Origin of the sequence: Streptomyces sp. M2CJ-2 (assembly GCF_016757295.1) — a bacterium.
Lineage (GTDB): Bacteria > Actinomycetota > Actinomycetes > Streptomycetales > Streptomycetaceae > Streptomyces.
Genome location: NZ_JAESIF010000009.1, coordinates 79563 through 102554, shown reverse-complemented (window position 1 = coordinate 102554; position 22992 = coordinate 79563). Strand labels below are relative to the sequence as shown.

Annotated in this window: 21 protein-coding genes; 11 read left to right on the top strand and 10 right to left on the bottom strand. The window is 71.5% G+C overall.

Translation table 11 applies throughout. The features are described from left to right. Positions 1-242: 242 nt before the first annotated feature. The 5 genes from JL475_RS10720 to JL475_RS10700 all read right to left on the bottom strand — a co-directional run bounded on the left by JL475_RS10720 (position 243) and on the right by JL475_RS10700 (position 7273). Positions 243-1292: an ABC transporter substrate-binding protein gene (locus JL475_RS10720; protein WP_202277305.1), complete on the bottom strand. Its 1050-nt coding sequence runs from the start codon at positions 1290-1292 to the stop codon at positions 243-245. 130 nt (positions 1293-1422) lie between these two features. Beyond that, the gene (locus tag JL475_RS10715) at positions 1423-2586 is read right to left on the bottom strand and encodes an acyl-CoA dehydrogenase family protein (RefSeq protein WP_202277304.1); all 1164 of its coding nucleotides are present in this window, start codon (positions 2584-2586) and stop codon (positions 1423-1425) included. Between the two features lie 6 nt (positions 2587-2592). Beyond that, positions 2593-3540: a hydroxymethylglutaryl-CoA lyase gene (locus tag JL475_RS10710; protein WP_202277303.1), complete on the bottom strand. Its 948-nt coding sequence runs from the start codon at positions 3538-3540 to the stop codon at positions 2593-2595. Next, positions 3537-5630: a biotin carboxylase N-terminal domain-containing protein gene (locus JL475_RS10705; protein WP_202277361.1), complete on the bottom strand. Its 2094-nt coding sequence runs from the start codon at positions 5628-5630 to the stop codon at positions 3537-3539. The genes JL475_RS10710 and JL475_RS10705 overlap by 4 nt, the downstream gene beginning before the upstream one ends. A 26-nt stretch (positions 5631-5656) precedes the next feature. Then, complete coding sequence (locus tag JL475_RS10700; protein ID WP_202277302.1) at positions 5657-7273, bottom strand: carboxyl transferase domain-containing protein; 1617 nt, start codon at positions 7271-7273, stop codon at positions 5657-5659. A gap of 85 nt (positions 7274-7358) precedes the next feature. Here JL475_RS10700 and JL475_RS10695 point away from each other — a divergent pair, with 85 nt between their 5' ends. From JL475_RS10695 to tesB, 3 genes are all read left to right on the top strand, one after another. Further along, positions 7359-7982: a TetR/AcrR family transcriptional regulator gene (locus JL475_RS10695; protein WP_202277301.1), complete on the top strand. Its 624-nt coding sequence runs from the start codon at positions 7359-7361 to the stop codon at positions 7980-7982. A 186-nt stretch (positions 7983-8168) separates the two neighbouring features. Continuing rightward, positions 8169-9326 (top strand): acyl-CoA dehydrogenase family protein, encoded by a 1158-nt coding sequence (locus JL475_RS10690; protein ID WP_202277300.1) that lies wholly within the window; start codon positions 8169-8171, stop codon positions 9324-9326. Between the two features lie 35 nt (positions 9327-9361). After that, positions 9362-10228 (top strand): acyl-CoA thioesterase II, encoded by an 867-nt coding sequence (gene tesB / locus JL475_RS10685; RefSeq protein ID WP_202277299.1) that lies wholly within the window; start codon positions 9362-9364, stop codon positions 10226-10228. Here the strand turns inward: tesB and JL475_RS10680 are convergent, their stop codons facing one another. Beyond that, entirely contained in the window at positions 10229-11029 is an 801-nt protein-coding gene (locus tag JL475_RS10680) for a phosphatase (protein WP_202277298.1), read from the bottom strand. A 416-nt stretch (positions 11030-11445) separates the two neighbouring features. Further along, a complete protein-coding gene (locus JL475_RS10675) occupies positions 11446-12948 on the bottom strand; it encodes a PucR family transcriptional regulator (protein ID WP_202277297.1) in 1503 nt (500 codons plus the stop codon). Positions 12949-13192: 244 nt separating this feature from the next. On the opposite strand from JL475_RS10675, the gene JL475_RS10670 reads away from it, so the two are divergent. The 3 genes from JL475_RS10670 to JL475_RS10660 are packed head-to-tail and all read left to right on the top strand — an operon-like array spanning position 13193 to position 17373. Beyond that, positions 13193-14653: a sodium:solute symporter gene (locus JL475_RS10670; protein ID WP_202277296.1), complete on the top strand. Its 1461-nt coding sequence runs from the start codon at positions 13193-13195 to the stop codon at positions 14651-14653. 57 nt (positions 14654-14710) lie between these two features. After that, a complete protein-coding gene (gene speB / locus JL475_RS10665) occupies positions 14711-15691 on the top strand; it encodes an agmatinase (protein WP_202277295.1) in 981 nt (326 codons plus the stop codon). Continuing rightward, positions 15688-17373 carry a thiamine pyrophosphate-binding protein gene (locus JL475_RS10660; RefSeq protein ID WP_202277294.1) on the top strand — a complete coding sequence of 562 codons (1686 nt, stop codon included), beginning with the start codon at positions 15688-15690 and terminating at the stop codon, positions 17371-17373. Before speB ends, JL475_RS10660 begins: the two co-directional genes overlap by 4 nt. A gap of 10 nt (positions 17374-17383) precedes the next feature. On the opposite strand, the gene JL475_RS10655 is transcribed toward JL475_RS10660, so the two are convergent. After that, positions 17384-17740, bottom strand: coding sequence for a peptidase inhibitor family I36 protein (locus tag JL475_RS10655; RefSeq protein WP_307825014.1), 357 nt, complete (start codon positions 17738-17740; stop codon positions 17384-17386). A gap of 410 nt (positions 17741-18150) precedes the next feature. Here JL475_RS10655 and JL475_RS10650 point away from each other — a divergent pair, with 410 nt between their 5' ends. The 4 genes from JL475_RS10650 (at position 18151) to JL475_RS10635 (ending at position 20750) form a co-directional block, all read left to right on the top strand. Further along, positions 18151-18882, top strand: a complete 732-nt coding sequence (locus tag JL475_RS10650) for an alpha/beta fold hydrolase (protein WP_202277293.1) — start codon at positions 18151-18153, stop codon at positions 18880-18882. 168 nt (positions 18883-19050) lie between these two features. After that, positions 19051-19443: a helix-turn-helix domain-containing protein gene (locus tag JL475_RS10645; RefSeq protein ID WP_202277292.1), complete on the top strand. Its 393-nt coding sequence runs from the start codon at positions 19051-19053 to the stop codon at positions 19441-19443. Positions 19444-19524: 81 nt separating this feature from the next. Next, positions 19525-19935, top strand: a complete 411-nt coding sequence (locus JL475_RS10640; RefSeq protein ID WP_202277291.1) for a VOC family protein — start codon at positions 19525-19527, stop codon at positions 19933-19935. A gap of 242 nt (positions 19936-20177) precedes the next feature. Continuing rightward, a complete protein-coding gene (locus JL475_RS10635; RefSeq protein ID WP_202277290.1) occupies positions 20178-20750 on the top strand; it encodes an O-methyltransferase in 573 nt (190 codons plus the stop codon). A gap of 15 nt (positions 20751-20765) precedes the next feature. On the opposite strand, the gene JL475_RS10630 is transcribed toward JL475_RS10635, so the two are convergent. Then, positions 20766-21371: a hypothetical protein gene (locus JL475_RS10630; RefSeq protein ID WP_202277289.1), complete on the bottom strand. Its 606-nt coding sequence runs from the start codon at positions 21369-21371 to the stop codon at positions 20766-20768. Positions 21372-21664: 293 nt separating this feature from the next. Between JL475_RS10630 and JL475_RS10625 the strand changes: the two genes are divergently transcribed. Continuing rightward, positions 21665-21937 carry a hypothetical protein gene (locus JL475_RS10625; RefSeq protein ID WP_202277288.1) on the top strand — a complete coding sequence of 91 codons (273 nt, stop codon included), beginning with the start codon at positions 21665-21667 and terminating at the stop codon, positions 21935-21937. Between the two features lie 78 nt (positions 21938-22015). Here the strand turns inward: JL475_RS10625 and JL475_RS10620 are convergent, their stop codons facing one another. Beyond that, on the bottom strand, positions 22016-22840 hold the full coding sequence (locus JL475_RS10620; RefSeq protein WP_202277287.1) for an endonuclease I family protein: 825 nt from the start codon (positions 22838-22840) through the stop codon (positions 22016-22018). Positions 22841-22992 lie beyond the last annotated feature (152 nt).

Below are 22992 nucleotides of genomic sequence, written 5' to 3'. Positions count from 1 at the left end.
GGCCGTGACCGTGATCACGCCGCCACGAGGTGTAGGGGGCGCTCAACCGGTGCTGTGGCCAACGCTGTTCGCGCAGTTGTTCCGTTGTCGGGCTTCGGTGCCCCCGGCCCCGTCCGGGCCCGATCGGCGTCGGAAACGGACCGAGCCGCCTCGTTCCGTCGACCTGGAGGGAGGGGAGACGGAACGGGGCGGCTACGGCGGTGGCCATGTGCGGCTCCCGGGGGAGATTCCGGCAGGGGCGGTCAGCTGACCTTCTTCGCCTTCTCGATGGCCTCGGCGAGGTTGTCGAGCAGCGGGGCGCACTTGTCGTAGGACAGGATCGGCTCGGCGGAACGCGCGATGACCTGACCGGCCTTGACCGCGGGGAGCTTCTTCCAGGTCGCCTCGGTGATGTCGGCGGGCTGGATGGCCGAGCTGCGGTCGTCCATGATGATGACGTCGGCCTGGTGCTTGTCGACGTTCTCCCAGCTGAGGCTCTCGAACCAGCCGCCGGTCGGCTTCTTGGCCTCCTCGGTCGGCTCGACGAAGTTCACGCCGAGCGCCTTGAAGTACTCCAGGTCGGCGGAGAGGTCGGTGCCGGAGACGTAGAACAGCTCCGGGCTCGCCGAGCCGGCCATCACCTTGATGTCGGGGTGGGCCTTGGCGGCCTTGCGCAGCCGCTCGGACGCCGCCTCGAAGCGCTTCTTCGCGTCGACGACCGCGGCGGCCTTCATGTCGCCGCCCAGCGACTCGGCCAGCTCCCACATGCGCTCGAGCGGCGCGGTCAACTGGCGGTCGTAGACGGAGACGGCGACGCTCGGCGCGAGCTTGGCGATCTTTTCCTTGGAGGCCTCGGGGACGTACCAGAGGGTGCCCGCGTCGTCGAAGGTGGTGGAGACGAGGAGCTCGGGGGCGAGGGTCGCGTACTTCTCGACGTTGAACTGGTCCCAGACGTTGCCGAGGACGGTCACCTTGCTGACGTCCATGTCGCCGGCCTGGACGTCGGCCTTGCCGTCCTTGGTCTTCGTCGGGCCGAAGACGCCCTTGACCTGGACGCCGTAGTCGTACAGGGCCGCGGCGACACCGGTGAACGCGACGATGTTCGCGGGGACCTTGTCCAGCTTCACGGTGGTGCCGCGGTCGTCCTCGAAGGACCAGGGGCCGGACTTGGGCTCGGCGGCCCCCGGCGCGTCCGAGCCGCCGCTTTTCGCGTCCCCGTCGCCGCAGGCCGCGAGCGCGGCACCGAGTCCGAGAGCGCCACCGGCGGCGAGGAGGCCGCGACGGGAGAAACGGGCGGTTCTGGCGTTCGACATGACGGGGTCTGCTTTCGTGCGTGCGGAGCAGGTGGATGCGGGCGGGCCCGCGGGCCCCTGGCTGGAGCCAGGCTTAGGTTAGCCTAACCTCACGGTTTGTCCAGGGGTGCGGGCCGCCCGCTCCGCGCCGTCAGCCCGCCGCCAGCCCCAACTCCCGGGCGATCAGCATGCGCTGGACCTCGCTCGTGCCCTCGCCGATCTCCAGGATCTTGGAGTCGCGCCACATGCGGGCCACCGGGTACTCGTTCATGAAGCCGTAGCCGCCGTGGATCTGGGTGGCGTCGCGGGCGTTGTCCACGGCGACCGTGGAGGAGTACAGCTTGGCCACCGCCGCCTCCTTCTTGAAGGGCTCACCGGCCACCAGACGGCTCGCCGCGTCCCGCCACGCCAGGCGGGCCGTGTGCGCCTTCATCTCCATGTCGGCGATCTTGAACTGAATGGCCTGGTTGGCGCCGATCGGACGGCCGAACGCGTGCCGCTCCCCGGCGTACTTCACCGACTCGTCCACACAGCCCTGCGCGAGACCCGTGCCCAGCGCCGCGATGGCGATCCGGCCCTCGTCGAGGATGCGCAGGAACTGGGCGTAGCCCCGGCCCTCTTCGCCCAGCAGGTTCGCCGCCGGGACGCGGACGTCCTGGAACGACAGCTCCCGCGTGTCCGACGCGTTCCAGCCCACCTTCGAGTACGGGGCCGCCACCGTGAAGCCCGGAGTGCCCGACGGGACGATGATCGCCGAGATCAACGGCCCGCCGTCCGGCTTGCGCCCGGTGACCGCCGTGACCGTGACCAGGCCCGTGATGTCCGTGCCCGAGTTGGTGATGAAGCACTTGGTGCCGTTGATCACCCACTCGTCCGTCGACTCGTCCAGGCGGGCCGTCGTGCGGGTCGCGCCCGCGTCACTGCCGCCGTCCGGCTCCGTCAGCCCGAACGCGCCCAGGATCTCGCCCGAGCACAGCCGGGGCAGCCACTCCCGCTTCTGCTCCTCGGTGCCGAAGAGGTGGATCGGCATCGCGCCCAGCGAGACACCGGCCTCGAGCGTGATCGCCACCGACGAGTCCACCCGGGCCAGTTCCTCCAGGGCCAGGCCCAGCGCCAGGTAGTCGCCGCCCATCCCGCCGTACTCCTCCGGGAAGGGCAGGCCGAACAGGCCCATGCGGCCCATCTCCCGGACGATCTCGTACGGGAACTCGTGCCGCTCGTAGAAGTCGCCGATCTTCGGTGCGACGACATCGTGCGCGAACTCCTCCACCGTGCGGCGGAGTTCTTCCAGTTCGGGGGAGAGCTTGTGGTCCATGGTCGTTCACGACTCCTGGTGGGAGAGGGCTCGGACGGTGCGGGACGGGCTCTGTCGGCCCAGGTGGGCGGCCATCCAGACGCTTGTGGCGACCAGACGGCCGAGATCGACCCCGGTCTCGATGCCGAGACCCCGCAGCATCCATACGAGGTCTTCGGTGGCGAGGTTGCCGGTGGCGGACTTCGCGTACGGGCAGCCGCCCAGCCCGCCGGCGGAGGCGTCGACCGTGGTGACGCCCTGCTGGAGCGCGGCCAGCGTGTTGGACAGGGCCTGGCCGTAGGTGTCGTGGAAGTGGACGCCCAGGGCGGACACGGGGACGGCCGCTTCGGCGAGCGCGGTGAGCAGGGCCGTCACATGCCCCGGGGTGGCCACCCCGATGGTGTCGCCCAGGCTCAGTTCGTCGCAGCCCATGTCGAGCAGGGCCCGGCAGACCCGCACCACCTGCGGGACCGGGACCGCGCCCTCCCAGGGGTCGCCGAAGCACATCGACAGATAACCGCGGACGTGGACGCCCTCGGCCTTAGCCCGGCTCACCACCGGTTCGAACATCGCCAGCGCCTCGTCCACCGTGCGGTTGAGGTTGGCCCGGGCGAAGGACTCCGTGGCACTGGCGAACACCGCCACCCGGCGGGCGCCCAGCGCCAGCGCGCGGTCCAGACCCCGCTCGTTCGGCACCAGGACCGGCAGCGACACCGGCAGATCTGCGACCGCCGGGAACAGCTCCTCGGCGTCCGCCAGCTGGGGCACCCACTCGGGGTGGACGAAGCTCGTCGCCTCGATGGTGGTCAGGCCCGTGCCGGCCAGGCGGTGGATGAACTCCGCCTTCACCACCGCCGGGACGGTCGCCTTCTCGTTCTGCAGTCCGTCGCGCGCGCCGACCTCGTGGATCCGCACGCGGGCGGGCAGCCCCTCGGCCGGTACGGCCATGGGCAGACCCAGTTCCGGGGCGTTCATGCCGTCTCCTTCTCTGCGGACGGCTCCACGGGTGCCTCCACGGATGGCTCCACGGGCGTCTCCGCAGGTGTCTCCGCGGGCGCGATGACCGCCAGCACCTGGTCCATCGCGACCGTCGTACCCGGGGCCACGTCCAGCTCGGTCACCGTCCCTGCGTGCGGGGCGGAGACGACGTGCTCCATCTTCATCGCCTCCACCACCAGCAGGCTCTGGCCCGCGCTCACCTCGTCGCCGACGGCGACCTTCACCACTGTCACCGTGCCGGGCATCGGCGCGGTCAGCGAGTCGGCGCCGGAACGCGCCGCGCGGTTCAGGGACGCGGCCACCGGGTCGTGGTCGTGCACGTGCCAGGCGTCGCCGTCCCGGCCGAGCCAGGTGCCGTCCGGCAGGGCGGCGAAGGTGTGGGCGACGCCGTCGAGCAGGAACGTGAACCGGTGCTCGTCCCCCGGTCGCGGGGGCACGCCCCCGGACCCCCGCAGAGGCGTGTCCGCCCCCGGCAGCAGCAGTTCCGTGCCTCCGCCCGGGGTGCTGCGCACGCGCACGGTCACCGGCTCGTGGCCCGGCACACGCAGGTGATGCGCCGTCCACGCCCGCTCACCGCCCATGCGCCAGCCGTCGGCGGCGGCGAACGGATCGGTCCAGCCGGAGCCGTCGGCGGGCGCGAGGGAGGCCTGGCGCAGCAGTGCCGCCGCCGCGTACGTCTCCGCGGGCACCTCGTCCGGTACGAGACCGTCCACCTCACGCTCGACCAGTCCCGTGTCCAACTCGCCCGAGACCACCGCCGGGTGCGCGAGCAGCCGCCGCAGGAACCCGGCGTTGGTCTGCACGCCCAGCGTCACCGTCTCCGCCAGTGCCGCCCGGAGCCTGCGCAGCGCGGTCGCGCGGTCGGGGCCGTACGCGATCACCTTGGACAGCATCGGGTCGTAGAGGCTGCCGACCTCCGTGCCCTCGCTGAGGCCGGAGTCCGTGCGGACTCCCCCGCCCTGCGGTTCGCGCAGTCTCAGCACCGTGCCTCCGGAGGGCAGGAAGCCCCGCGCCCCCTCTCTTATGGACACGGTCTCGGCGCAGATGCGGGCCTCCACCGCGTGCCCGGTGAGCCGGACGTCGTCCTGCCCGAAGCCGAGCCGCTCGCCCGCCGCCACCCGCAGCTGCCACTCCACCAGGTCCAGGCCCGTGACCAGCTCGGTGACCGGGTGCTCCACCTGGAGGCGGGTGTTCATCTCCATGAAGTAGTACGAGGCCGGGTCGTTGCCCGGCACGATGAACTCCACCGTGCCCGCACCCCGGTAGCCGCAGGAGCGGGCCGCCTGCACGGCCGCCTCGCCCATCGCGGCCCGGGTCTTCTCGTCGAGGAGCACACTGGGCGCCTCCTCGATGATCTTCTGGTGCCGGCGCTGGAGGGAGCACTCGCGCTCGCCGAGGTGGACGACGCCCCCGTGGCCGTCGGCCAGCACCTGGATCTCGATGTGCCGGGGGCGGTCGATCCACCGTTCGACCAGCAGCGTGTCGTCACCGAAGGAGGCGCGGGCCTCGCGCCGCGCGGCGGCGATCTCGTCGGCCAGCGTCGAAGCGTCCCGCACCAGCCGCATGCCCTTGCCGCCACCGCCCGCCGACGGCTTCAGCAGCACCGGCATGCCGATCCCGCGGGCCGCGTCGGCGAGCTGCTCGTCGGTCAGACCGCTCCCGCTGGAACCGGGCACGACCGGGACCCCGGCCGCCTTCACCGTCTCCTTCGCGCGGATCTTGTCGCCCATCAGGGCGATCGCGTCGGCGCCCGGCCCGATGAAGACCAGCCCCGCCTCGGCGCACGCCCGCGCGAAACCGGCGTTCTCGGCGAGGAACCCGTACCCGGGGTGGACGGCCTGGGCGCCGGTGCGGGCGGCGGCGGCCAGCAGCCGCTCCACCGACAGATAGCTCTCCGCAGCCGGCGCCGGGCCGATCCGTACCGCCGTGTCGGCCTCCCGGACGTGCCGGGCGTCGGCGTCCGCGTCGGAGTACACGGCCACCGAGCGCACGCCCATCGACCGCAGGGTGCGGATGACCCGGACGGCGATCTCGCCCCGGTTGGCCACCAGTACCGTCTCGAACATCTGATCGGTCATCGTCAGGGGTCCCCTCACATCCGGAAGACGCCGAACTGGGGGTCACCCAGGGGCGCGTTGGCGCACGCGGTCAGAGCCAGGCCCAGGACCTGCCGGGTGTCCATCGGGTCGATCACGCCGTCGTCCCAGAGGCGGGCCGTCGCGTAGTAGGCGTTCCCCTGGTGCTCGTACTGCGCGCGGATCGGGGCCTTGAAGGCGTCCTCGTCCTCGGCCGGCCAGCTCTCCCCGCGCGCCTCCAGCTGGTCCCGCTTGACGGTCGCGAGGACGGAGGCGGCCTGCTCGCCGCCCATGACCGAGATCTTGGCGCCCGGCCACATCCACAGGAAGCGGGGGGAGTACGCCCGCCCGCACATCGAGTAGTTGCCCGCGCCGTACGACCCGCCGACCACCACCGTGAGCTTCGGCACGCGGGTGCACGCCACCGCCGTGACCATCTTGGCGCCGTGCTTGGCGATGCCGCCCGCCTCGTAGTCCTTGCCGACCATGAAGCCGGAGATGTTCTGCAGGAAGACCAGCGGGATGCCGCGCTGGTCGCACAGTTCGATGAAGTGGGCGCCCTTCTGGGCGGACTCGGAGAACAGGATGCCGTTGTTGGCGACGATCCCCACCGGGTGGCCGTGGATCCGGGCGAAGCCGGTGACCAGGGTCTGCCCGAACTCCGACTTGAACTCGGCGAACCGGGAGCCGTCCACGACCCGCGCGATGATCTCGCGCACGTCGTAGGGCGTGCGGGGGTCCACCGGCACCGCGCCGTACAGCCCGGCGGGGTCCACCTTGGGCTCGACGGCCTGCTCCACCTGCCAGGGGAGTCCGCCCCGAGCGGGGAGCGTGGAGACGATGGTGCGGACGATCCTGAGCGCGTGCGCGTCGTCCTCGGCGAGGTGGTCGGTGACGCCCGACACCCGCGAGTGGACCTCGCCGCCGCCCAGCTCCTCCGCCGTGACCACCTCGCCGGTGGCCGCCTTCACCAGGGGCGGACCGCCGAGGAAGATCGTGCCCTGGCCCCGGACGATCACCGCCTCGTCGCTCATCGCCGGGACGTACGCCCCGCCCGCCGTGCAGGAACCGAGCACGGCCGCGATCTGCGGGATGCCGGCGCCGGACATCCGGGCCTGGTTGTAGAAGATCCGCCCGAAGTGCTCCCGGTCCGGGAACACCTCGTCCTGCATCGGCAGGAACGCCCCGCCGGAGTCCACCAGGTAGACACAGGGCAGGCGGTTGTCCAGGGCCACCTCCTGCGCGCGCAGGTGCTTCTTCACCGTCATCGGGTAGTACGTACCGCCCTTGACGGTCGCGTCGTTGGCGACGACCACGCACTCGCGCCCGCCGACCCGCCCGATGCCGGCGATCACACCGGCCGCCGGGGCCTGCCCCTCGTACATCCCGTCGGCCGCCAGCGGGGCCAGCTCCAGGAAGGGTGAACCGGGGTCGAGGAGCGTGTCCACGCGCTCGCGCGGGAGCAGCTTCCCGCGCGCCGTGTGCCTGGCCCGCGCCCGCTCGCCGCCGCCGAGCGCGGCCGCGGCCAGCTTGGCGCGCAGCTCCTCGACGAGGGCGCGGTGCGCCTCCTCGTTGGCCCGAAAGGACTCCGACGCGGGATCGGCCGCGCTGTGAAGCTCCGGTGCCTCGTACATCCTGCGGTCCCCTCACTGGTTAATGAGCGTTAACGCGTTCCCCTCAGGTTAACGAGCGCTAACCCCGCTGTCTAGAATCGTCTCCATGGCCACCAGAACCGACGCCCCGACCCGCCGCGAGCAGATCCTCAAGGAGGCTGCGCGGCTCTTCGCCGAGCGCGGGTTCCACGGCGTCGGGGTCGACGAGATAGGTGCCGCGGTCGGCATCAGCGGACCCGGCCTGTACCGGCACTTCCCGGGCAAGGACGCGATGCTCGCGGAACTGCTGGTGGGGATCAGCGGCCAGCTGCTGACCGGTGCGAAACAGCGACTCCGGGAAGTCGGCGAGGCCGGCGGGGGCAGCGGGGTCGGCGGGGTGGCTCCCGAGGCGGTCCTGGACTCGCTGATCGAGGGCCACATCGACTTCGCGCTCGACGACCGCCCCCTCATCACCCTGCACGACCGCGAGCTGGACCGCCTGCGGGACGCCGACCGCAAACTGGTGCGGCAGCTGCAGCGGCAGTACGTCGAGCTGTGGGTCGGGGTGGTGCGCGAGCTCTACCCGGACCTGGCCGAACCGGCCGCCCGCTCGGCCGTGCACTCGGTGTTCGGCCTGCTCAACTCCACCCCGCACCTCGGCCGCCCCGGCGCCCTGCCCGGCCGCGCCACGACGGCCGTCCTGCTGCACCGGATGGCGCGCGGCGCCTTCGCGGCGGCGGGCACCCCCTGACTCCGGCCGAGTGACGAGCGTTACGGGGCTCCCGCTCTGGACGGCTGTGGCTACTCGCCGGTATCTTCACTGTCTGAGCAAGCGCTTAGCCACGTGGGACCGCAACCATCCATTGAGGAACCCCCACGGCGAGCAACCACATACGCGAGAGCGGCGCCGGTTTAGGCGCAAAGAAGGGTGGCGGCGGTGCGCCGTACGGTGTTCAACGAGGACCACGAGGCTTTCCGGGAGACCATCCGCGACTTCATCGAGGCCGAGGTCGTCCCGGTCTACGACGAGTGGTTCGCGGCGGGCCAGGCGCCCCGCGACTTCTACTACAAGCTCGGTGAGCTGGGCATCTTCGGCATCAACGTGCCCGAGGAGTTCGGCGGCGCGGGCATGGAGAGCTACAAGTTCGAGGCCGTCCTCTACGAGGAGACCGCTCGCGCGGGCGTCCAGTTCGGCGGCTCCGGCGTGCACGTGCTGCTCGCCCTGCCCTACATCAAGATGCTCGCCACCGACGAGCAGAAGAAGCGTTTCCTGCCGAAGTTCGTCACCGGCGAGGAGATGTGGGCCATCGCGATGACCGAGCCCGGCACCGGCTCCGACCTCGCGGGCATGAAGACCACCGCCAAGCTGAGCGAGGACGGCACCCACTACGTCCTCAACGGCGCCAAGACCTTCATCACCGGCGGAGTCCACGCCGACAAGGTCATCGTCTGCGCCCGGACCGCCGCCCCGACCGCCGAGGACCGCCGCTTCGGCATCTCCCTCTTCGTCGTCGACACCAAGTCCGAGGGCTACTCCGTCGGCCGCAAGCTGGACAAGCTCGGCCTGAGGACCTCCGACACCGCCGAGCTGGCGTTCGTCGACGTCAAGGTCCCCGCCGAGGACCTGCTCGGCGAGGAGAACAAGGGCTTCTCCTACCTCGGCCACAACCTGGCCTCCGAGCGCTGGGGCATCGCCTTCGGCGCCTACGCGCAGGCCAAGGCGGCCGTCCGGTTCGCCAAGCAGTACGTGCAGGAGCGCACCGTCTTCGGCAAGCCGGTCGCCCACTTCCAGAACACCAAGTTCGAACTGGCCGCCTGCCAGGCCGAGGTGGACGCCGCCGAGGCGGTCGCCGACCGCGCCACGGAGGCCCTGGACGCCGGCGAGCTGACCCCCGCCGAGGCCGCCTCCGCCAAGCTGTTCTGCACCGAGGTCGCGCACCGCGTCATCGACCGCTGCCTCCAGCTGCACGGCGGCTACGGCTACATGAACGAGTACCCGATAGCCCGCCTGTACGCGGACAACCGCGTCAACCGCATCTACGGCGGCACCAGCGAGATCATGAAGACGATCATCGCCAAGGACATGGGCCTGTAAGACGCGCGAAATCCCCGACGTACACAACTGACCCCATGAGTCAGGCACTACAGGAACTCCTCGATCTGCTCGACCTCGAGCAGATCGAGGAGAACATCTTCCGCGGCCGGTCCCGCTCCGTCGTCGTCCCCCGCGTCTTCGGCGGGCAGGTCGCCGCGCAGGCCGTGGTCGCCGCCGGGCGGACCGTCCCCGCGGACCGGCCCGCGCACTCCCTGCACGCGTACTTCCTGCGCCCCGGCGACCCGGGCGCGCCCATCGTCTACACCGTCGACCGGATCCGCGACGGCCGCTCCTTCACCACCCGCCGGGTCGTCGCGGTCCAGCACGGCAAGCCGATCTTCCACCTCTCCGCGTCCTTCCAGACGTACGAGGAGGGCCTGGACCACCAGGAGCCGATGCCGTCCGCGCCGGACCCTGCCACGCTGCCCACCTCCGAGGAACGGCTCCGCGAGTACGGCCACCTCGACCCCCACGTCGTCGAGAGCTTCCTGGAGGCCCGCGCCGCGGTCGACCTGCGCTACGTCGACGAGCCGCCCTACGGCCGCTTCGGCGAGCCCCGCGAACCCCACTCCCAGGTGTGGTTCCGCACCAACGGCAAACTGACCGACGACCCCCTGCTGCACGTCGTCCTCGCCACGTACGTCTCCGACATGACGCTCCTGGACTCGGTGCTGCTCGCCCACGGCCGGGGCGGCTGGGCGGTGGGCGACGTGGTCGGGGCCTCCCTGGACCACGCCATGTGGTTCCACCGCCCGTTCCGCGCCGACGAGTGGCTGCTGTACGACCAGCACTCCCCGTCGGCGCACGGCGGCCGGGGCCTCGGCCAGGCCCGCATGTACACCCGGGACGGCCGCCTCGCGGTCTCGGTCATCCAGGAGGGCGTGGTCCGCGTTCCCCGGTGATCAGCGGGCGTTCTGGTCCAGCCCCGCCTCCGCCAGCAGGTACGCCGTCATCGGGTCGTAGTGGCGGGGGCTGACCACGTGGTCGTCGAGGGGCACCGTCACCTGGACGGTCCCCTCCGCCTCCGCGAGGAACAGCGCCGGGTCGTTGCAGTCGGCGTAGCCGACGGAGTCGACGCCGTGCTGTCCCGCGTACCCCGCCCAGCCGTGGTCGGCGACGACCAGGTCGGGCAGCGGGCGGCCCTCCCGCTCCAGGGCGGTGAGGATGGCCTTCATCGGCTCACCGGAGTGGGTGTGCCACAGCGTGGCACCGTGCTCCAGCACCGCCACGTCCGCGAACTGCATCACGTACCCCTCCTCCGTGACCAGCCCGTCCGGGATCACCACGATCTCGCAGCCGGCGGCCCGCAGCGCGGCGGCCGTGGCGCGGTGCACGTCGAGCAGGCCGCCGGGGTGGCCGGTGGCGAACAGCACCCGCTGCCGGCCGTCCGCCGCCTTGCGCAGCCGCCCCGCCATCCGCTCCAGGGCGGCCACGGTCAGCTCCGGGTCGATGGTGTCCTGGCCGTACCGGTGTTCGGCGTCGTCGCTGACCCCGACCCGTTCCGCCATCACCGCGAGCACGTCCTGCTCGTCGCTCCAGCGGTCGCCGAGCTCCAGGCCGAGCCAGAAGTGGCGGTCGCCGTTCGCCAGCTTGCGGTAGTGGGAGAGGTTGTTCTCACGCGGTGTGGCGACCTCGCCCGCGATGCGCGTGGCGGTGAGGTGGAGGAGGAGTTCGGCACGGCTGGGTGTCCCGGATATCGGCATGCCTCCCATTGTGGAGCAGCCTCCCACGGGCGTCCCCGGCGTATCGCCCCCTGGGACGTGCGTCACTGGAAACCTCCGAGGACGCTTCTGGCTTCAGCCGGGGGATGAATCGGAATCCTGCGGAGCAGGACAGGGAACGGGGTTTAGCCCAAAAGGTGAAAGACCGCCCAGAAGGTCGGGTAGGCTGAGCGCCGTGCGTTGCGAGAGCCAAGCACGCACAACTCCTTTGTCTTGAATGGGTAACCGGGCAGGTTCCGTCCCGGCTGGTGCTGAGAGCGTCAGACTCGTTCGCTCGCTGAGCGAATGAGCTGCTTGAGCCAGGAATCCCCCTGCTTCAGCTGGGGGAGGGTTCAAGTACTCGGACGACTGCGTACGGACACTCAGAGCGCCCGGCTCGAAGCGGTGGTGCCGGGTACTCAGGTGCGGCGCAGGGCGAACCACAGCTCCATCCGTACGTCCGGGTCGTCCAGATCCGTCTCCAGCAGGGCCGCGCACCGTGCGATCCGCTGCCGCACGGTGTTGCGGTGCACGGACAGGGCCACCGCGGTGCGGTCCCAACTGCCGTGCAGGGACAGCCAGGTGCGCAGGGTGTCCACGAGGGCGGGCGTGCCTTCGACGGGGGCGAGCAGCAGGCGGGCGTGGGCGTCCGCGTCCGCCGGGGCGACCAGGTCGTCCAGCGCGGGGCGGACGCCGTGCACCACGAGCGGCGCCCGGGTGGCGCGGGCCCGGGCCAGGGCGCGGGCCGCCTGGGTGTCGGCCGCGGGCCAGTCCAGCGGGCCGACGGCGGCGCTGACCCCCAGGGTCCAGCCCGGCTGCGCCCGAGGCTCCCGTCCGGCGGGGACGAGCACCCGCACGGCCCCGCCCGCCGGATCCACCAGTGCCGACCCGAGCGCGGCACCGAGCGCGGAGGCCGCCAGGGCGTCCGGGGCCTGCGCGTCGGGCCGTGCGTGCACGACCCGCCACCGCTCCCCGCCGAGCAGCGGCGCCACGTCCTCCGGCCCGCCTCCCAGCAGCAGCCGTACGAGCGCGGCGGAGCGGGCCGCGCCGGTACCGCTCTGCTGCTCACCGGTCAGCAGGGCGAGCAGCACCGCGGCCACGGACGCGATGGTGTGGTCCCCGGAGTCCGGCCGTCCGGCCGCGACGCCGAGCACGAACCCGTGACCGGCGCCGAGCGCGTAGGCGGTCAGCCGGACCCCGGCGAGCGTGTCGGTGGCGGAGGCGGGACCGGGGCGGCCGGGATCGCCGCCGGGCGCCGGGGCGGGCCGGTGGTCCGTACCCGTCGGCCGCACCACCCGGGCCAGCCGCGCCAGAGCCGCCCCGGTCTCCGCGCCCTGGTCACGGCCCGCCGCGGCGAGTTCCGTGCCCTCCGGGCCGAACAGCACGGCCCGGCCGCCCAGCCGGCGGGAGAGCTGGTGCAGCACGGCCGGTACCGGGTTCGGGCGGGCGGCGGCGGACGCGAGGCTCTGATGGGCCTCCGTCACCCGGCGCAGCTCCGCCAGCCGGGCCTGCGCCATCAGCTGCCACACCGCGCGGGCCACCCCGGAGAACGTGGTCCGCGGCGGCACCTCCAGCAGCGGCAGCCCGTGGAGCTCGCAGGCGGCGGCCAGCGCCTCCGGCACCGTGTCGTGCACCGGCGCCAGCCCGAAGCCCAGGGCCGCCCCGCCCGCCGCCACGATCCGGGAGACGTACGCGTCGAAGTACCCCGGGCCCGCCCCGTCCGGGATGTGCACGCCCGCCGACAGCAGCAGCTCCCCGCCCAGCAGATACGGGTACGGGTCCGCCATCTCCGAGGTGTGCACCCAGTGCACGACGACGCCCGGGCCCGACGGTCCGGCGACCCGGCGCAGGCCCAGATCCTCCCGTGCCAGGAGCGCGTCCAGGGGCACCGGGGGCGTGGGCGGAACCGTGGGGTCCGGCATGGTGGATGTTTCCTCCAGCCCGTTCGTTCGGAATGGATGAAACGTACACTTCGCAGTCGCTTTCCGGCCACCTAGTGTCGGGTCCGACCGGCAGCCCTCGGGTACGGACGGACCTTCTCGCGACGCATCACGCATCACGCAGAACCCCGCCTCATCCCGTCGCATCCCGCGACGAGCCACCGGACACCACAGGACAACTTTCAGCTGCACGGCACCCCGACGACAGTGCGCGAAGGAGGCCCACATGGCCGTCGACTACCTGGTCATCGTCTTCTACATGGCCGCCATGCTGGCCATGGGCTGGTGGGGCATGCGTCGTGCCAAGTCCAAGAGCGAGTTCCTGGTGGCGGGCCGCCGCCTGGGCCCCACCATGTACTCGGGCACCATGGCCGCCATCGTCCTCGGCGGCGCCTCCACCATCGGCGGTGTGGGCCTCGGCTACCAGTACGGCCTCTCCGGCGCCTGGATGGTCTTCACCATCGGCCTCGGCCTGCTGGCCCTGAGCATCTTCTTCTCCGCCCGCATCGCCCGTCTGAAGGTCTACACCGTCTCCGAGATGCTCGACCTGCGCTACGGCGGCCGGGCCGGCGTCATCTCCGGTGTCGTCATGTGGGCGTACACCCTGATGCTCGCGGTCACCTCGACCATCGCCTACGCCACGATCTTCGACGTCCTGTTCGACATGAACCGCACCCTCGCGATCATCCTCGGCGGTTCCGTCGTGGTCGCCTACTCGACGCTCGGCGGCATGTGGTCGATCACCCTGACCGACATGGTGCAGTTCGTCGTCAAGACGATCGGTGTGCTGCTCCTGCTGCTGCCGATCGCGGTGGTCAAGGCGGGCGGCTTCAGCGAGATGAAGGCGCAACTGCCCACCGAGTACTTCGACCCGCTGGGCATCGGCGGCGAGACCATCTTCACCTACGTGCTGATCTACACGTTCGGCATGCTGATCGGCCAGGACATCTGGCAGCGCGTGTTCACCGCCCGCGGCGACCGCACCGCCAAGTGGGGCGGCACCGTCGCCGGCACCTACTGCCTCGCCTACGCCCTCGCCGGCGCCGTCATCGGCACCGCGGCCAAGGTGCTCTACCCCGACCTCGGCAGCGCCGACGACGCCTTCGCCACCATCGTCAAGGACGAACTGCCCATGGGGGTGCGCGGACTGGTGCTGGCCGCCGCGCTCGCCGCCGTGATGTCGACCTCCTCCGGCGCGCTGATCGCCTGCGCCACCGTCGCCAACAACGACATCTGGTCGCGGCTGCGCGGGCTCACCACGGCCCCGGGGACCGACCGCGACGAGGTCAAGGGCAACCGTGCCTTCATCCTCCTCATGGGCCTCGCCGTGATCGGCACGGCGATCGCGCTGAACAACGTCGTCGAGGCGCTCACCGTGGCGTACAACCTGCTCGTCGGCGGGCTCCTGGTGCCCATCCTCGGCGGACTGCTGTGGAAGCGCGGCACCGCGCAGGGCGCCCTCGCCGCCGTCACCGTCGGCGGTCTCGCGGTCGTCGGCCTGATGGCGACCTACGGCATCCTGGCCAACGAGCCCATCCTCTACGGCCTGTTGTCCTCCCTCGCGGTCTACGTCGTCGTCTCCCTGGCGACCAGGCCCACCGACGAGGCCGTACTCGCCGCCTGGCGGGAACGCCTGGCCGGCCGCACCCCCGAACCCGTGTCCGAAGAGGTCCCCGTCGCCCAGTAGAGTCACAGGGCAGGCAGGTACATACGCGACGAAACGTAGGAAAGAAGGCAGTCCTCCATGAGCAGCAACGAGACGCCCCGCGGGCCCGTCGACTCCTCCCGCGTCCCCCGGTACGCGGGCCCCGCGACCTTCGCCCGGCTGCCCCGCCTGGACGAGGTCGGCCGCACCGACGTCGCCGTGGTGGGCGTGCCGTTCGACTCGGGCGTCTCCTACCGGCCGGGCGCCCGCTTCGGCGGCAACGCCATACGCGAGGCGTCCCGGCTGCTGCGCCCCTACAACCCCGCGCAGGACGCCTCGCCCTTCGCCCTCGCCCAGGTCGCGGACGGCGGCGACATCGCCGTGAACCCGTTCAACATCAACGAGGCCGTGGAGACCGTCGAGGCCGCCGCCGACGACCTCCTCGGCACCGGCGCCCGCCTGATGACCCTGGGCGGCGACCACACCATCGCGCTGCCGCTGCTCCGCTCGGTCGCCAAGAAGCACGGCCCGGTCGCCCTGCTCCACTTCGACGCCCACCTGGACACCTGGGACACCTACTTCGGCGCCGAGTACACGCACGGCACCCCGTTCCGCCGGGCCGTGGAGGAAGGCGTCCTCGACACCTCCGCCCTCTCCCACGTCGGCATCCGCGGCCCGCTCTACAGCAAGCAGGACCTCACCGACGACGAGAAGATGGGCTTCGGCATCGTCACCTCCGCGGACGTCTACCGCCGGGGCGCCGACGAGGTCGCCGACCAGCTGCGCCAGCGCATCGGCGACCGCCCGCTGTACATCTCCATCGACATCGACTGCCTGGACCCGGCCCACGCCCCCGGCACCGGCACCCCCGAAGCCGGCGGCATGACCTCCCGCGAACTGCTCGAGATCCTGCGCGGTCTGGCGTCCTGCCACCTCGTCTCGGCGGACATCGTCGAGGTGGCCCCCGCGTACGACCACGCGGAGATCACCTCGGTGGCGGCTTCCCACACCGCGTACGAACTGACCACGATCATGTCCCGCCAGATCGCCGCGGCACGCGAGGAGGACACGGCCAAGTGACCCACGACCACGACCTGGTGCTGCGCCCGACGCCGGCCCAGACGGAGGCCGCGCTCAACCCTCCCCCCGGCCGCAACGGCGGCGACCTGGTCGTGGAGACCCTGGCCGGGCTCGGAGCGACGACCGTCTTCGGCCTGCCCGGCCAGCACGCCCTCGGCATGTTCGACGCCCTGCGCCGCTCCGACCTCAGGTACGTCGGCCTGCGGGTGGAGAACAACGCCGGGTTCGCGGCGGACGCGTACGGCCGGATCACCGGCGAGGCGGCGCCCCTGCTGCTCTCGACCGGGCCGGGTGCGCTGACCTCGCTGCCCGCGCTCCAGGAGGCGGCCGCCGCCTCCGCCCCCGTCCTGGCGATCAGCAGCCAGATCCCGACGGCCGGGCTCGGCGGCGGACGCCACGGCTACCTGCACGAACTGCCCGACCAGTCGGCCTCGTTCCGGGGCGTGGTCAAGTCCGTCCACACGGTGCGTACGGCGTCCCAGATCCCGTCGGCGATCACGGAGGCCTGGAAGTCGGCCCTGACGGTGCCGCACGGCCCGGTGTGGGTGGAGATCCCGCAGGACGTCCTGCTCGCGGAGACGACCCTGCCGGTCGTGACGGCCATGGACGCCACCCCCGACGAACTGCCCCCGCGCCCCGAACTGACGGCGGTGGCCGCCCACTTGCTGTCCACCGCCACCCGCCCGGCGATCATCGCGGGCGGGGGAGTGGTCCGCGCGGACGCCTCCGGCAAGCTGCGCCGGCTAGCCGAGCTGATCCAGGCACCGGTGGTCACCACCCCCGGCGGCAAGGGAGCCTTCCCCTGGACCCATCCGCTCTCGCTCCAGTCCTGGCTGGAGGACCGCCACACGACGGACTTCCTGGAGGACGCCGACGTCCTCCTGGTCGTGGGCTCCGGACTGGGCGAACTCTCCTCCAACTACCACACGTTCACGCCGCGCGGCCGGATCGTCCAGATCGAGGCCGACCTCGGCAAGCTGGAGTCCAACCACCCGGCGCTCGGCATCCACGCGGACGCCCGCCTCGCCCTCCAGGCCCTGCTGGAGACGGCGGAGCCACGCGAGGACCCCACGGCACCGGAACGCGTCCGCACCCTGCTGTCGAAGGTCACCGAACGCATCGCGTCCCAGCAACTGACCCTGGAGCAGCAGGTGCTGACGTCGGTCCGCCGAGCCCTGCCCGCCACCTCGCCCTCCTTCTGGGACATGACGATCCTGGCCTACTGGGCCTGGTCCGCCTTCGACGCCAAGGGCCCCAACCACCTGCACTCCGCCCAGGGCGCCGGCGGCCTCGGCTACGGCTTCCCGGCCGCCCTCGGCGCCGCGGTCGCCGATCCCACCCGGCCGGTCCTGGCGGTCTCCGGGGACGGCGGCGCCCTGTACTCCATCGCCGAACTGGCCACGGCCCGCCAGTACGACCTCGACGTCACCTGGCTGATCGTCGACGACGGCGGCTACGGCATCCTCCGCGAGTACATGACCGACACCTTCGGCGAGCCCACGGCCACGGAACTGACCCGCCCGGACTACGTCGCTCTCGCCGAGTCCTTCGGCGTCCCGGCCGTACGCACCACCCCCGAGACCCTGGAGCACGACCTGACCCGGGCCCTGTCGACCCCGGGCCCGTCCGTGGTCGTGCTCCCGGCCGTCCTGCGGATGTTCGCGCCGACGCACCTGGGCTGAGTCCGGCGGGTCAGCAGCCGCCCGGGCCCACCCCGTCGATCCGCCCGCCGAAGTCGCCGAGGTAGCGCGAGCGCCAGTCGCCGTTGAAGACGTCCCGCTTCTCGACCGGCTGCCAGTTCACGAAGCAGGCCCGGGTGCCGGCCACGACCGAGCCGACGTGGTCGTGCAGGCGCGGCGGCATGTCGCGGTAGCCGCTGCGCGCGGTCCACTCCCAGTAGTCGCCGCCGAAGCCCTCCTTGCTCCAGAAGCACACCGACCCGTCGGGGCAGGACGGGGGCGCGGCCGGCGCGGCGGACGCCGCGTGGGCCGGCAACAGGACCGCGGTCAGGGCGAGGACGGCGGCGAGGGACCAGGAACGAGTCTTCACGGCACTCTCCATCAAGGCGTCGTGGAACCGGATCGCCCCGGCGGACATGCCGGGGCGATCCCATGCTCCTGGCGGGACGGGGCCGACCGGCCCGGGACGCCGCCCACACCACCGGATGTGGTGAACCGGAGGCCCGGCGGCGTGCTCCCCGCCGAGCGGCGGACCTGCACGCGCGGGGCGCGCGAGCCCGGGGCGCCGGCACCCGGCGTCACCAGATCGACTCGACCCGAACCCCTGTGCGCGTGGACTGAGCGGTCGCACAGCCGGAACTCCGTGCGGAGGCCTCGTCGCAGCGCCGCTCGACTGCATGAGCGTCCCGGTGGGCCGCTTGAGTACCTTCCCTCATCTTCCTCGATCGCGGGGAGACCGCTCCGGTAGGGTCGGCTGGGCGGTACCACCTCGGGGGATCGATGACGGCAGCAGACGCAGTGCCCATGGTCTTCGTTCACGGGACGCGCTTCAGCGCGGGACAGTGGAGCGTGCAGATTGCCGCACTCCGGGACGAATTCCCGGTGGTCGCCGTCGACCTGCCCGGCCACGGGAAACGCTCGGCTCAACCCTGGAGCCTGAGCAGTGCGACCGAGATCATCGCTTCCGCGGTCGACTCGCTCGGCCGCGGGCCGGCTCTGGTCGTGGGGCACTCGCTCGGCGGATACGCCGCGCTGGAGTTCGCGCGGTGTCGTCCGGAACGACTGCGCGGGCTGGTCCTCGCGGGAGCCAGCGCCTCCACTCGCGGCCTCGGAGCGGTGCCGTACCGGTGGGTCGCCGGACTGGTCCCCCGTATACCGGTGGATCGGCTGGCCCGGTGGAACGACCGGTTGCTGCGGCGGCTCTATCCGCCGGAGGTGGTGGAGGCGACCATCCGGTCCGGTTACGCCTTCCATGCCCTGCCGGCAGCCTGGGGCGAGGTGCTCGGGCGCTTCGACGCGGGTGCGATGCGTCATGTGAAGGCTCCGGTCCTCATCCTGAACGGCGAGAAGGACGCCGTCTTCCGGTCCGGTGAGGCGGACTTCGCCCGCGCGCATCCCCACGCGCGCGTCGAGTTGATCCCGCGGGCGAGGCATCTCGCGAACTTCGACGATCCGGACGCCTTCACCGATGCCGTCCGCCGCTTCGCTCGGCAGCTCCCTGCCGCCGGCTGATCATGACATCACCAGGTCCACCCGGCGTCCCTGAACACCCACCGGCCGATCGCGGTGCCCAGCCACAGCTCACTGGGTGCATCACGAAACCGCACTGGAGCACCGGCAGCGGCCTGGAGACCAGTGCGCGATCGTCCCGGGTGCGGTGGGCCGTGATGGGATGGCGGCGTGAGCCGTGCCACCGAAGACACCAACCGCCGCATGCTCCGGGCGCGGGACGCGATGGACCGCGACTACGCGCAGCCGATGGACGTCCCTGCCCTGGCGCGCATCGCGCATGTGTCACCGGCGCACTTCACGCGGACCTTCCGGGCCACGTTCGGTGAGACACCGCACCGCTACCTCCAGCGCCGCCGGGTGGAACGGGCGATGTTCCTGCTGCGGGAGACCGACCGCAGCGTGACGGCCGTCGGCTTCGAGGTCGGCTTCAACAGCCCGGGTACCTTCAGCCGCACGTTCCGCGACATCGTCGGCCGGTCACCGCGCGCGTACCGCAAGGAGGCGACGGCCGTGAGCGTGCCGACGTGCTTCACGATGGCGTGGACCCGGCCGAGTGCCTGACCTTCCGCCCGGCGCCCGGCGCCCGGGAACCGAGCAGTTTCGGATAAGTTTTCGTCCCGTCGACTGGATAGCGTGAGCGTCATGTTCAACGCCATCACGCACTCACAGATGTACGTCCTCGACCAGGACGAGGCCCTCGACTTCTACGTCGGCAAGCTCGGTCTGGAGGTCACCGCGGACGTCGACATGGGCTTCATGCGCTGGCTGACCGTCGGCGTCCCCGGCCACCCCGAGCGGCAGATCCTGCTGGAGAAGCCGGGCGCTCCGGCGATGTCGGAGGAGACGGCGGAGCAGGTGCGCGAGCTGGTGACCAAGGGGGCCATGGGCGGCTGGTTCATCCTCACCACCGACGACTGCCGCAAGACCTACGAAAGGCTGCTGGAGAAGGGCGTGGAGTTCACCGAGGAACCCACCGAGCGCCCGTACGGAATCGACTGCGGTCTGCGCGACCCCTTCGGCAACCGCATCCGCTTCACCCAGCCGAAGGCCTGAGACGTTCCGAACGGATGCCGGGCGGTCCGGGACCGGCTCGTACGCTCCGCGGCGCACCTGCGCGGAGCCGGACGACCGGTGCCCGTCGCCGCCCACATCAGCGGTCCGTCCGCTACCGGATCGCCTCGTACTGAGCCGGTACGGCTCATGCGCGTGGACTGAGCGGTCGGACAGCCGGAACTCCGTACGGAGACTTCTGCCGGTGGACAGCGTGACGTTCACCGTGAAGGGGGGATGGTCACATGGCCGAACGTGCGACTCCGCCTCGCGTGGCGGCCGCAGAGCGGATCGCCTCCGAGGCGGGATTCAAGAAGAGCGGCATCCCTGAAGTGGGCAGGTTGCTCAGGCTGGCCGCTGCCGCGAAGCCCCACGGGGTCATTGCCGAGAGCGGTACCGGCTCGGGAGTGGGCACCGCATGGCTGCACGACGGCCTGGGTTCCGGGGCACGTCTGGTCACCGTGGAGCGTGATGAGGAACTGGCCCGTCGAGCGGCCGGTGTCTTCGCGGACGACCGGCGCGTCAGTGTTCTCACCGGGGACTGGCGGCTGCTCGAGCAGCATGCCTCCTTCGACGTCTTCTTCTGCGACGGCGGGGGCAAGCGTGACGATCCCCAGGGAGTCGTCGAGTTGCTTGCTCCCGGTGGCCTGCTCATCCTGGACGACTTCACCCCCTCGCCCCATTGGCCGCCTCGTTTCGGCGGTGAGGTGGATGAGCTCCGCCTGTTCTACCTCACGCATCCAGCCCTGGACGCCACTGAAGTACTCACCACACCAGCCAGTTCGGTAGTTGTCGCGGCACGTCGTCTCCAGCCATGAGGGCCTGCAGGGTTCCTACGCGGAGGCCCAGGGGGCCAGCAGGTCACTGAGCAGGTCGGTGAAAGCGTTGTCCAGGGTGTTCTCGCGGAGTCGGTCGCCGGCGGCTTCGGGGCAGAGGGCGGCGGGGCGGGCGATCCAGAGGATCTTCCAGGGTCTGGAGGCCAGCGCGCGGTCTCCCCAGATTCCGCCGTGCGGGCAGAGGGGGTGGAGCAGATCGCTGATGCGGTCCGTCGCGATCCCCACCAGCGGGCCGTCGAGCGCCGTGTGCGCCGCCGCGAACTCCTTGGGGGAGGAGCGGGCGACGGCAGCCGTGGTCGGGTGACGGCGGATGGTGCGGACCACCTCCGTCAGGTGCTTGGTGATGCCCGGGACGGTGCCGTCGCTCGGGCAGGCGCGGTCCGCCGTGACGAAGGCGTCCGCAAGCTCGGCCCGCAGTGCGTGCAGATGCAGCGCGGTGACGGTTTTCCAGTTCTGGTAGAGGAAGTTGCGGGTCGTGCCACAGTTCCGGGCGATGGCGGACAGCGGCACGTTCAGGCCTTCGGCGCGAAGGAGAGTGCGTACGGTACTGATCACCTGCCCCGTGCCGTGGAGGTCGGGGTCGTGCCTGAAGGGTGGGCCCATGGCCGCTACCTTGCCGAAAACCGTGAGCAGTTGGCGGGGAAGTGTCTCTTAGGCGCTCAAATGAGTGACATCTGGACAGTGGGGGCGGATGTGCTCACGGTTTTCGCGAGGGTAGGTCACTGCTGGAGGGTGGCGATGAACGACTTCCACCCCACCACGGAGAAGACCACCGCCGGCCGGGGGCGGCACCGGCGGATCGCCTGCCCGGTCGTCCGGGAGACGCCCGCTGCCGTCGCCGCATCGCCGGCCGTGGGTACGCCGACTCCTGCGCCCTCCGGGGTGAGGACGGCGACATGCGCCTGCTGCCCTGGGCGGGGGCGGAGGGCAAGCCCTGCTGTCTCGTCACCGACGGGGCCGGTCCGCCGTCCCGCGTGGCCGATGGCATCGAGCGCGTGCAGCTCGAGATGGCCGGTGACCTCCTGGAGCACGCCGCCGACCTGCCGGCCGACCGGCGTGCGACCGCCGACCAGCTCCGGTACCTGCTCGGGTGCGTGCACGAGGCGCTGACGGACGTCCGTCGGATCGCCGAGAGCCGGGGCACCCGCGGTGGCACGGCCGAACGGTGAGGACGACCGGGTCGACGGGGACGGCGCGCGCCCGTGGTGCCCGGGGCGGTGTCGCCGGGCACCACGGGGAACGGGGGTCTACCAGATCGACTCGACCCACTCCGGGTGGTCGATGAACGGGTTGCGGTTGTGCTGGTAGGAGGTGTAGATGACGTCGTTGCGGCGCTGCTCGGAGGCGCTCGGCGGGTCCTGCTCGTGCCACTGCTTCAGGACCGAGAGGCGGCCGTGGTACGGGGCGCTGCCGTTGGTGACCGCGTCGTTGGGCTCCAGGTCGGGCCAGCCGTCGGTGCCCTCGTAGCGGACGGCCATGTAGAGGATCATGCGCGCCACGTCGCCCTTGACGGCGTCGCGGGGCTCGAAGGAGTTGGAGTCGGTCAGGCTGCCGCCGCTGTTGGTGAACGAGCTGCCGCCGTTGTCGAAGTCCTTGTTGCCGCGGATGGAGTTGACCTGGACGTCCTCCGGGCGCAGGTGGTGGATGTCGGTGCCGGGGCCCGTGGAGGTGCCGAAGTCGCCGTGGGACTTGGCCCACACGTGCTCGCGGTTCCAGTTGCCCACGTTCCCGCCGTTGAGGGACTTGCTGCGGGAGATGCCCGAGTACAGCAGGATCACGTTGTTGCTGTTGTTCGGGTCCTGGTCGGTGGCCTTCAGGGCTTCCCAGACCGCCGAGTAGGACAACTTCGTCTGGTTCCTGATGATCGTGTGCAGGGAGCTCTTCAGGGCCGTGCCGGACTTGCCCATCGCGCCCGCGTAGTACGTGTCGTCGTACGCGGTGGTCGTAGTGGCCGCGGTGGTCGCGGCGCCGGCGGTGGGCGCGGTCAGCGCGGGGACGGTGAGGCCGACCAGGACGGCCGAGGTGGCCAGGGCGAGCGTCTTCCAACGGCGGCGTACGGGGGTCACGGGCATGGGGGTGTCCGATCTACGCGGGTTGATGAGGGTCTCCGCATCGTGACATGGACATGAGATCACGGGAATGTACATGACGTGTCGATTGCGTGACGTCCTTCGGGAGGAACGCCCCCGTCCGGCACCGGCCACTCCGCCCCGAATGTTGCGGA

What these genes read in the sequence shown, in the direction of transcription:
- JL475_RS10720 (WP_202277305.1), bottom strand. Translation starts at nt 1,292, where the DNA reads ATGTCGAACGCCAGAACCGCCCGTTTCTCCCGTCGCGGCCTCCTCGCC.
- JL475_RS10715 (WP_202277304.1), bottom strand. Translation starts at nt 2,586, where the DNA reads ATGGACCACAAGCTCTCCCCCGAACTGGAAGAACTCCGCCGCACGGTG.
- JL475_RS10710 (WP_202277303.1), bottom strand. Translation starts at nt 3,540, where the DNA reads ATGAACGCCCCGGAACTGGGTCTGCCCATGGCCGTACCGGCCGAGGGG.
- JL475_RS10705 (WP_202277361.1), bottom strand. Translation starts at nt 5,630, where the DNA reads ATGTTCGAGACGGTACTGGTGGCCAACCGGGGCGAGATCGCCGTCCGG.
- JL475_RS10700 (WP_202277302.1), bottom strand. Translation starts at nt 7,273, where the DNA reads ATGTACGAGGCACCGGAGCTTCACAGCGCGGCCGATCCCGCGTCGGAG.
- JL475_RS10695 (WP_202277301.1), top strand. Translation starts at nt 7,359, where the DNA reads ATGGCCACCAGAACCGACGCCCCGACCCGCCGCGAGCAGATCCTCAAG.
- tesB (WP_202277299.1), top strand. Translation starts at nt 9,362, where the DNA reads ATGAGTCAGGCACTACAGGAACTCCTCGATCTGCTCGACCTCGAGCAG.
- JL475_RS10680 (WP_202277298.1), bottom strand. Translation starts at nt 11,029, where the DNA reads ATGCCGATATCCGGGACACCCAGCCGTGCCGAACTCCTCCTCCACCTC.
- JL475_RS10675 (WP_202277297.1), bottom strand. Translation starts at nt 12,948, where the DNA reads ATGCCGGACCCCACGGTTCCGCCCACGCCCCCGGTGCCCCTGGACGCG.
- JL475_RS10670 (WP_202277296.1), top strand. Translation starts at nt 13,193, where the DNA reads ATGGCCGTCGACTACCTGGTCATCGTCTTCTACATGGCCGCCATGCTG.
- speB (WP_202277295.1), top strand. Translation starts at nt 14,711, where the DNA reads ATGAGCAGCAACGAGACGCCCCGCGGGCCCGTCGACTCCTCCCGCGTC.
- JL475_RS10650 (WP_202277293.1), top strand. Translation starts at nt 18,151, where the DNA reads ATGACGGCAGCAGACGCAGTGCCCATGGTCTTCGTTCACGGGACGCGC.
- JL475_RS10640 (WP_202277291.1), top strand. Translation starts at nt 19,525, where the DNA reads ATGTTCAACGCCATCACGCACTCACAGATGTACGTCCTCGACCAGGAC.
- JL475_RS10635 (WP_202277290.1), top strand. Translation starts at nt 20,178, where the DNA reads ATGGCCGAACGTGCGACTCCGCCTCGCGTGGCGGCCGCAGAGCGGATC.
- JL475_RS10630 (WP_202277289.1), bottom strand. Translation starts at nt 21,371, where the DNA reads ATGGGCCCACCCTTCAGGCACGACCCCGACCTCCACGGCACGGGGCAG.
- JL475_RS10625 (WP_202277288.1), top strand. Translation starts at nt 21,665, where the DNA reads ATGCGCCTGCTGCCCTGGGCGGGGGCGGAGGGCAAGCCCTGCTGTCTC.
- JL475_RS10620 (WP_202277287.1), bottom strand. Translation starts at nt 22,840, where the DNA reads ATGCCCGTGACCCCCGTACGCCGCCGTTGGAAGACGCTCGCCCTGGCC.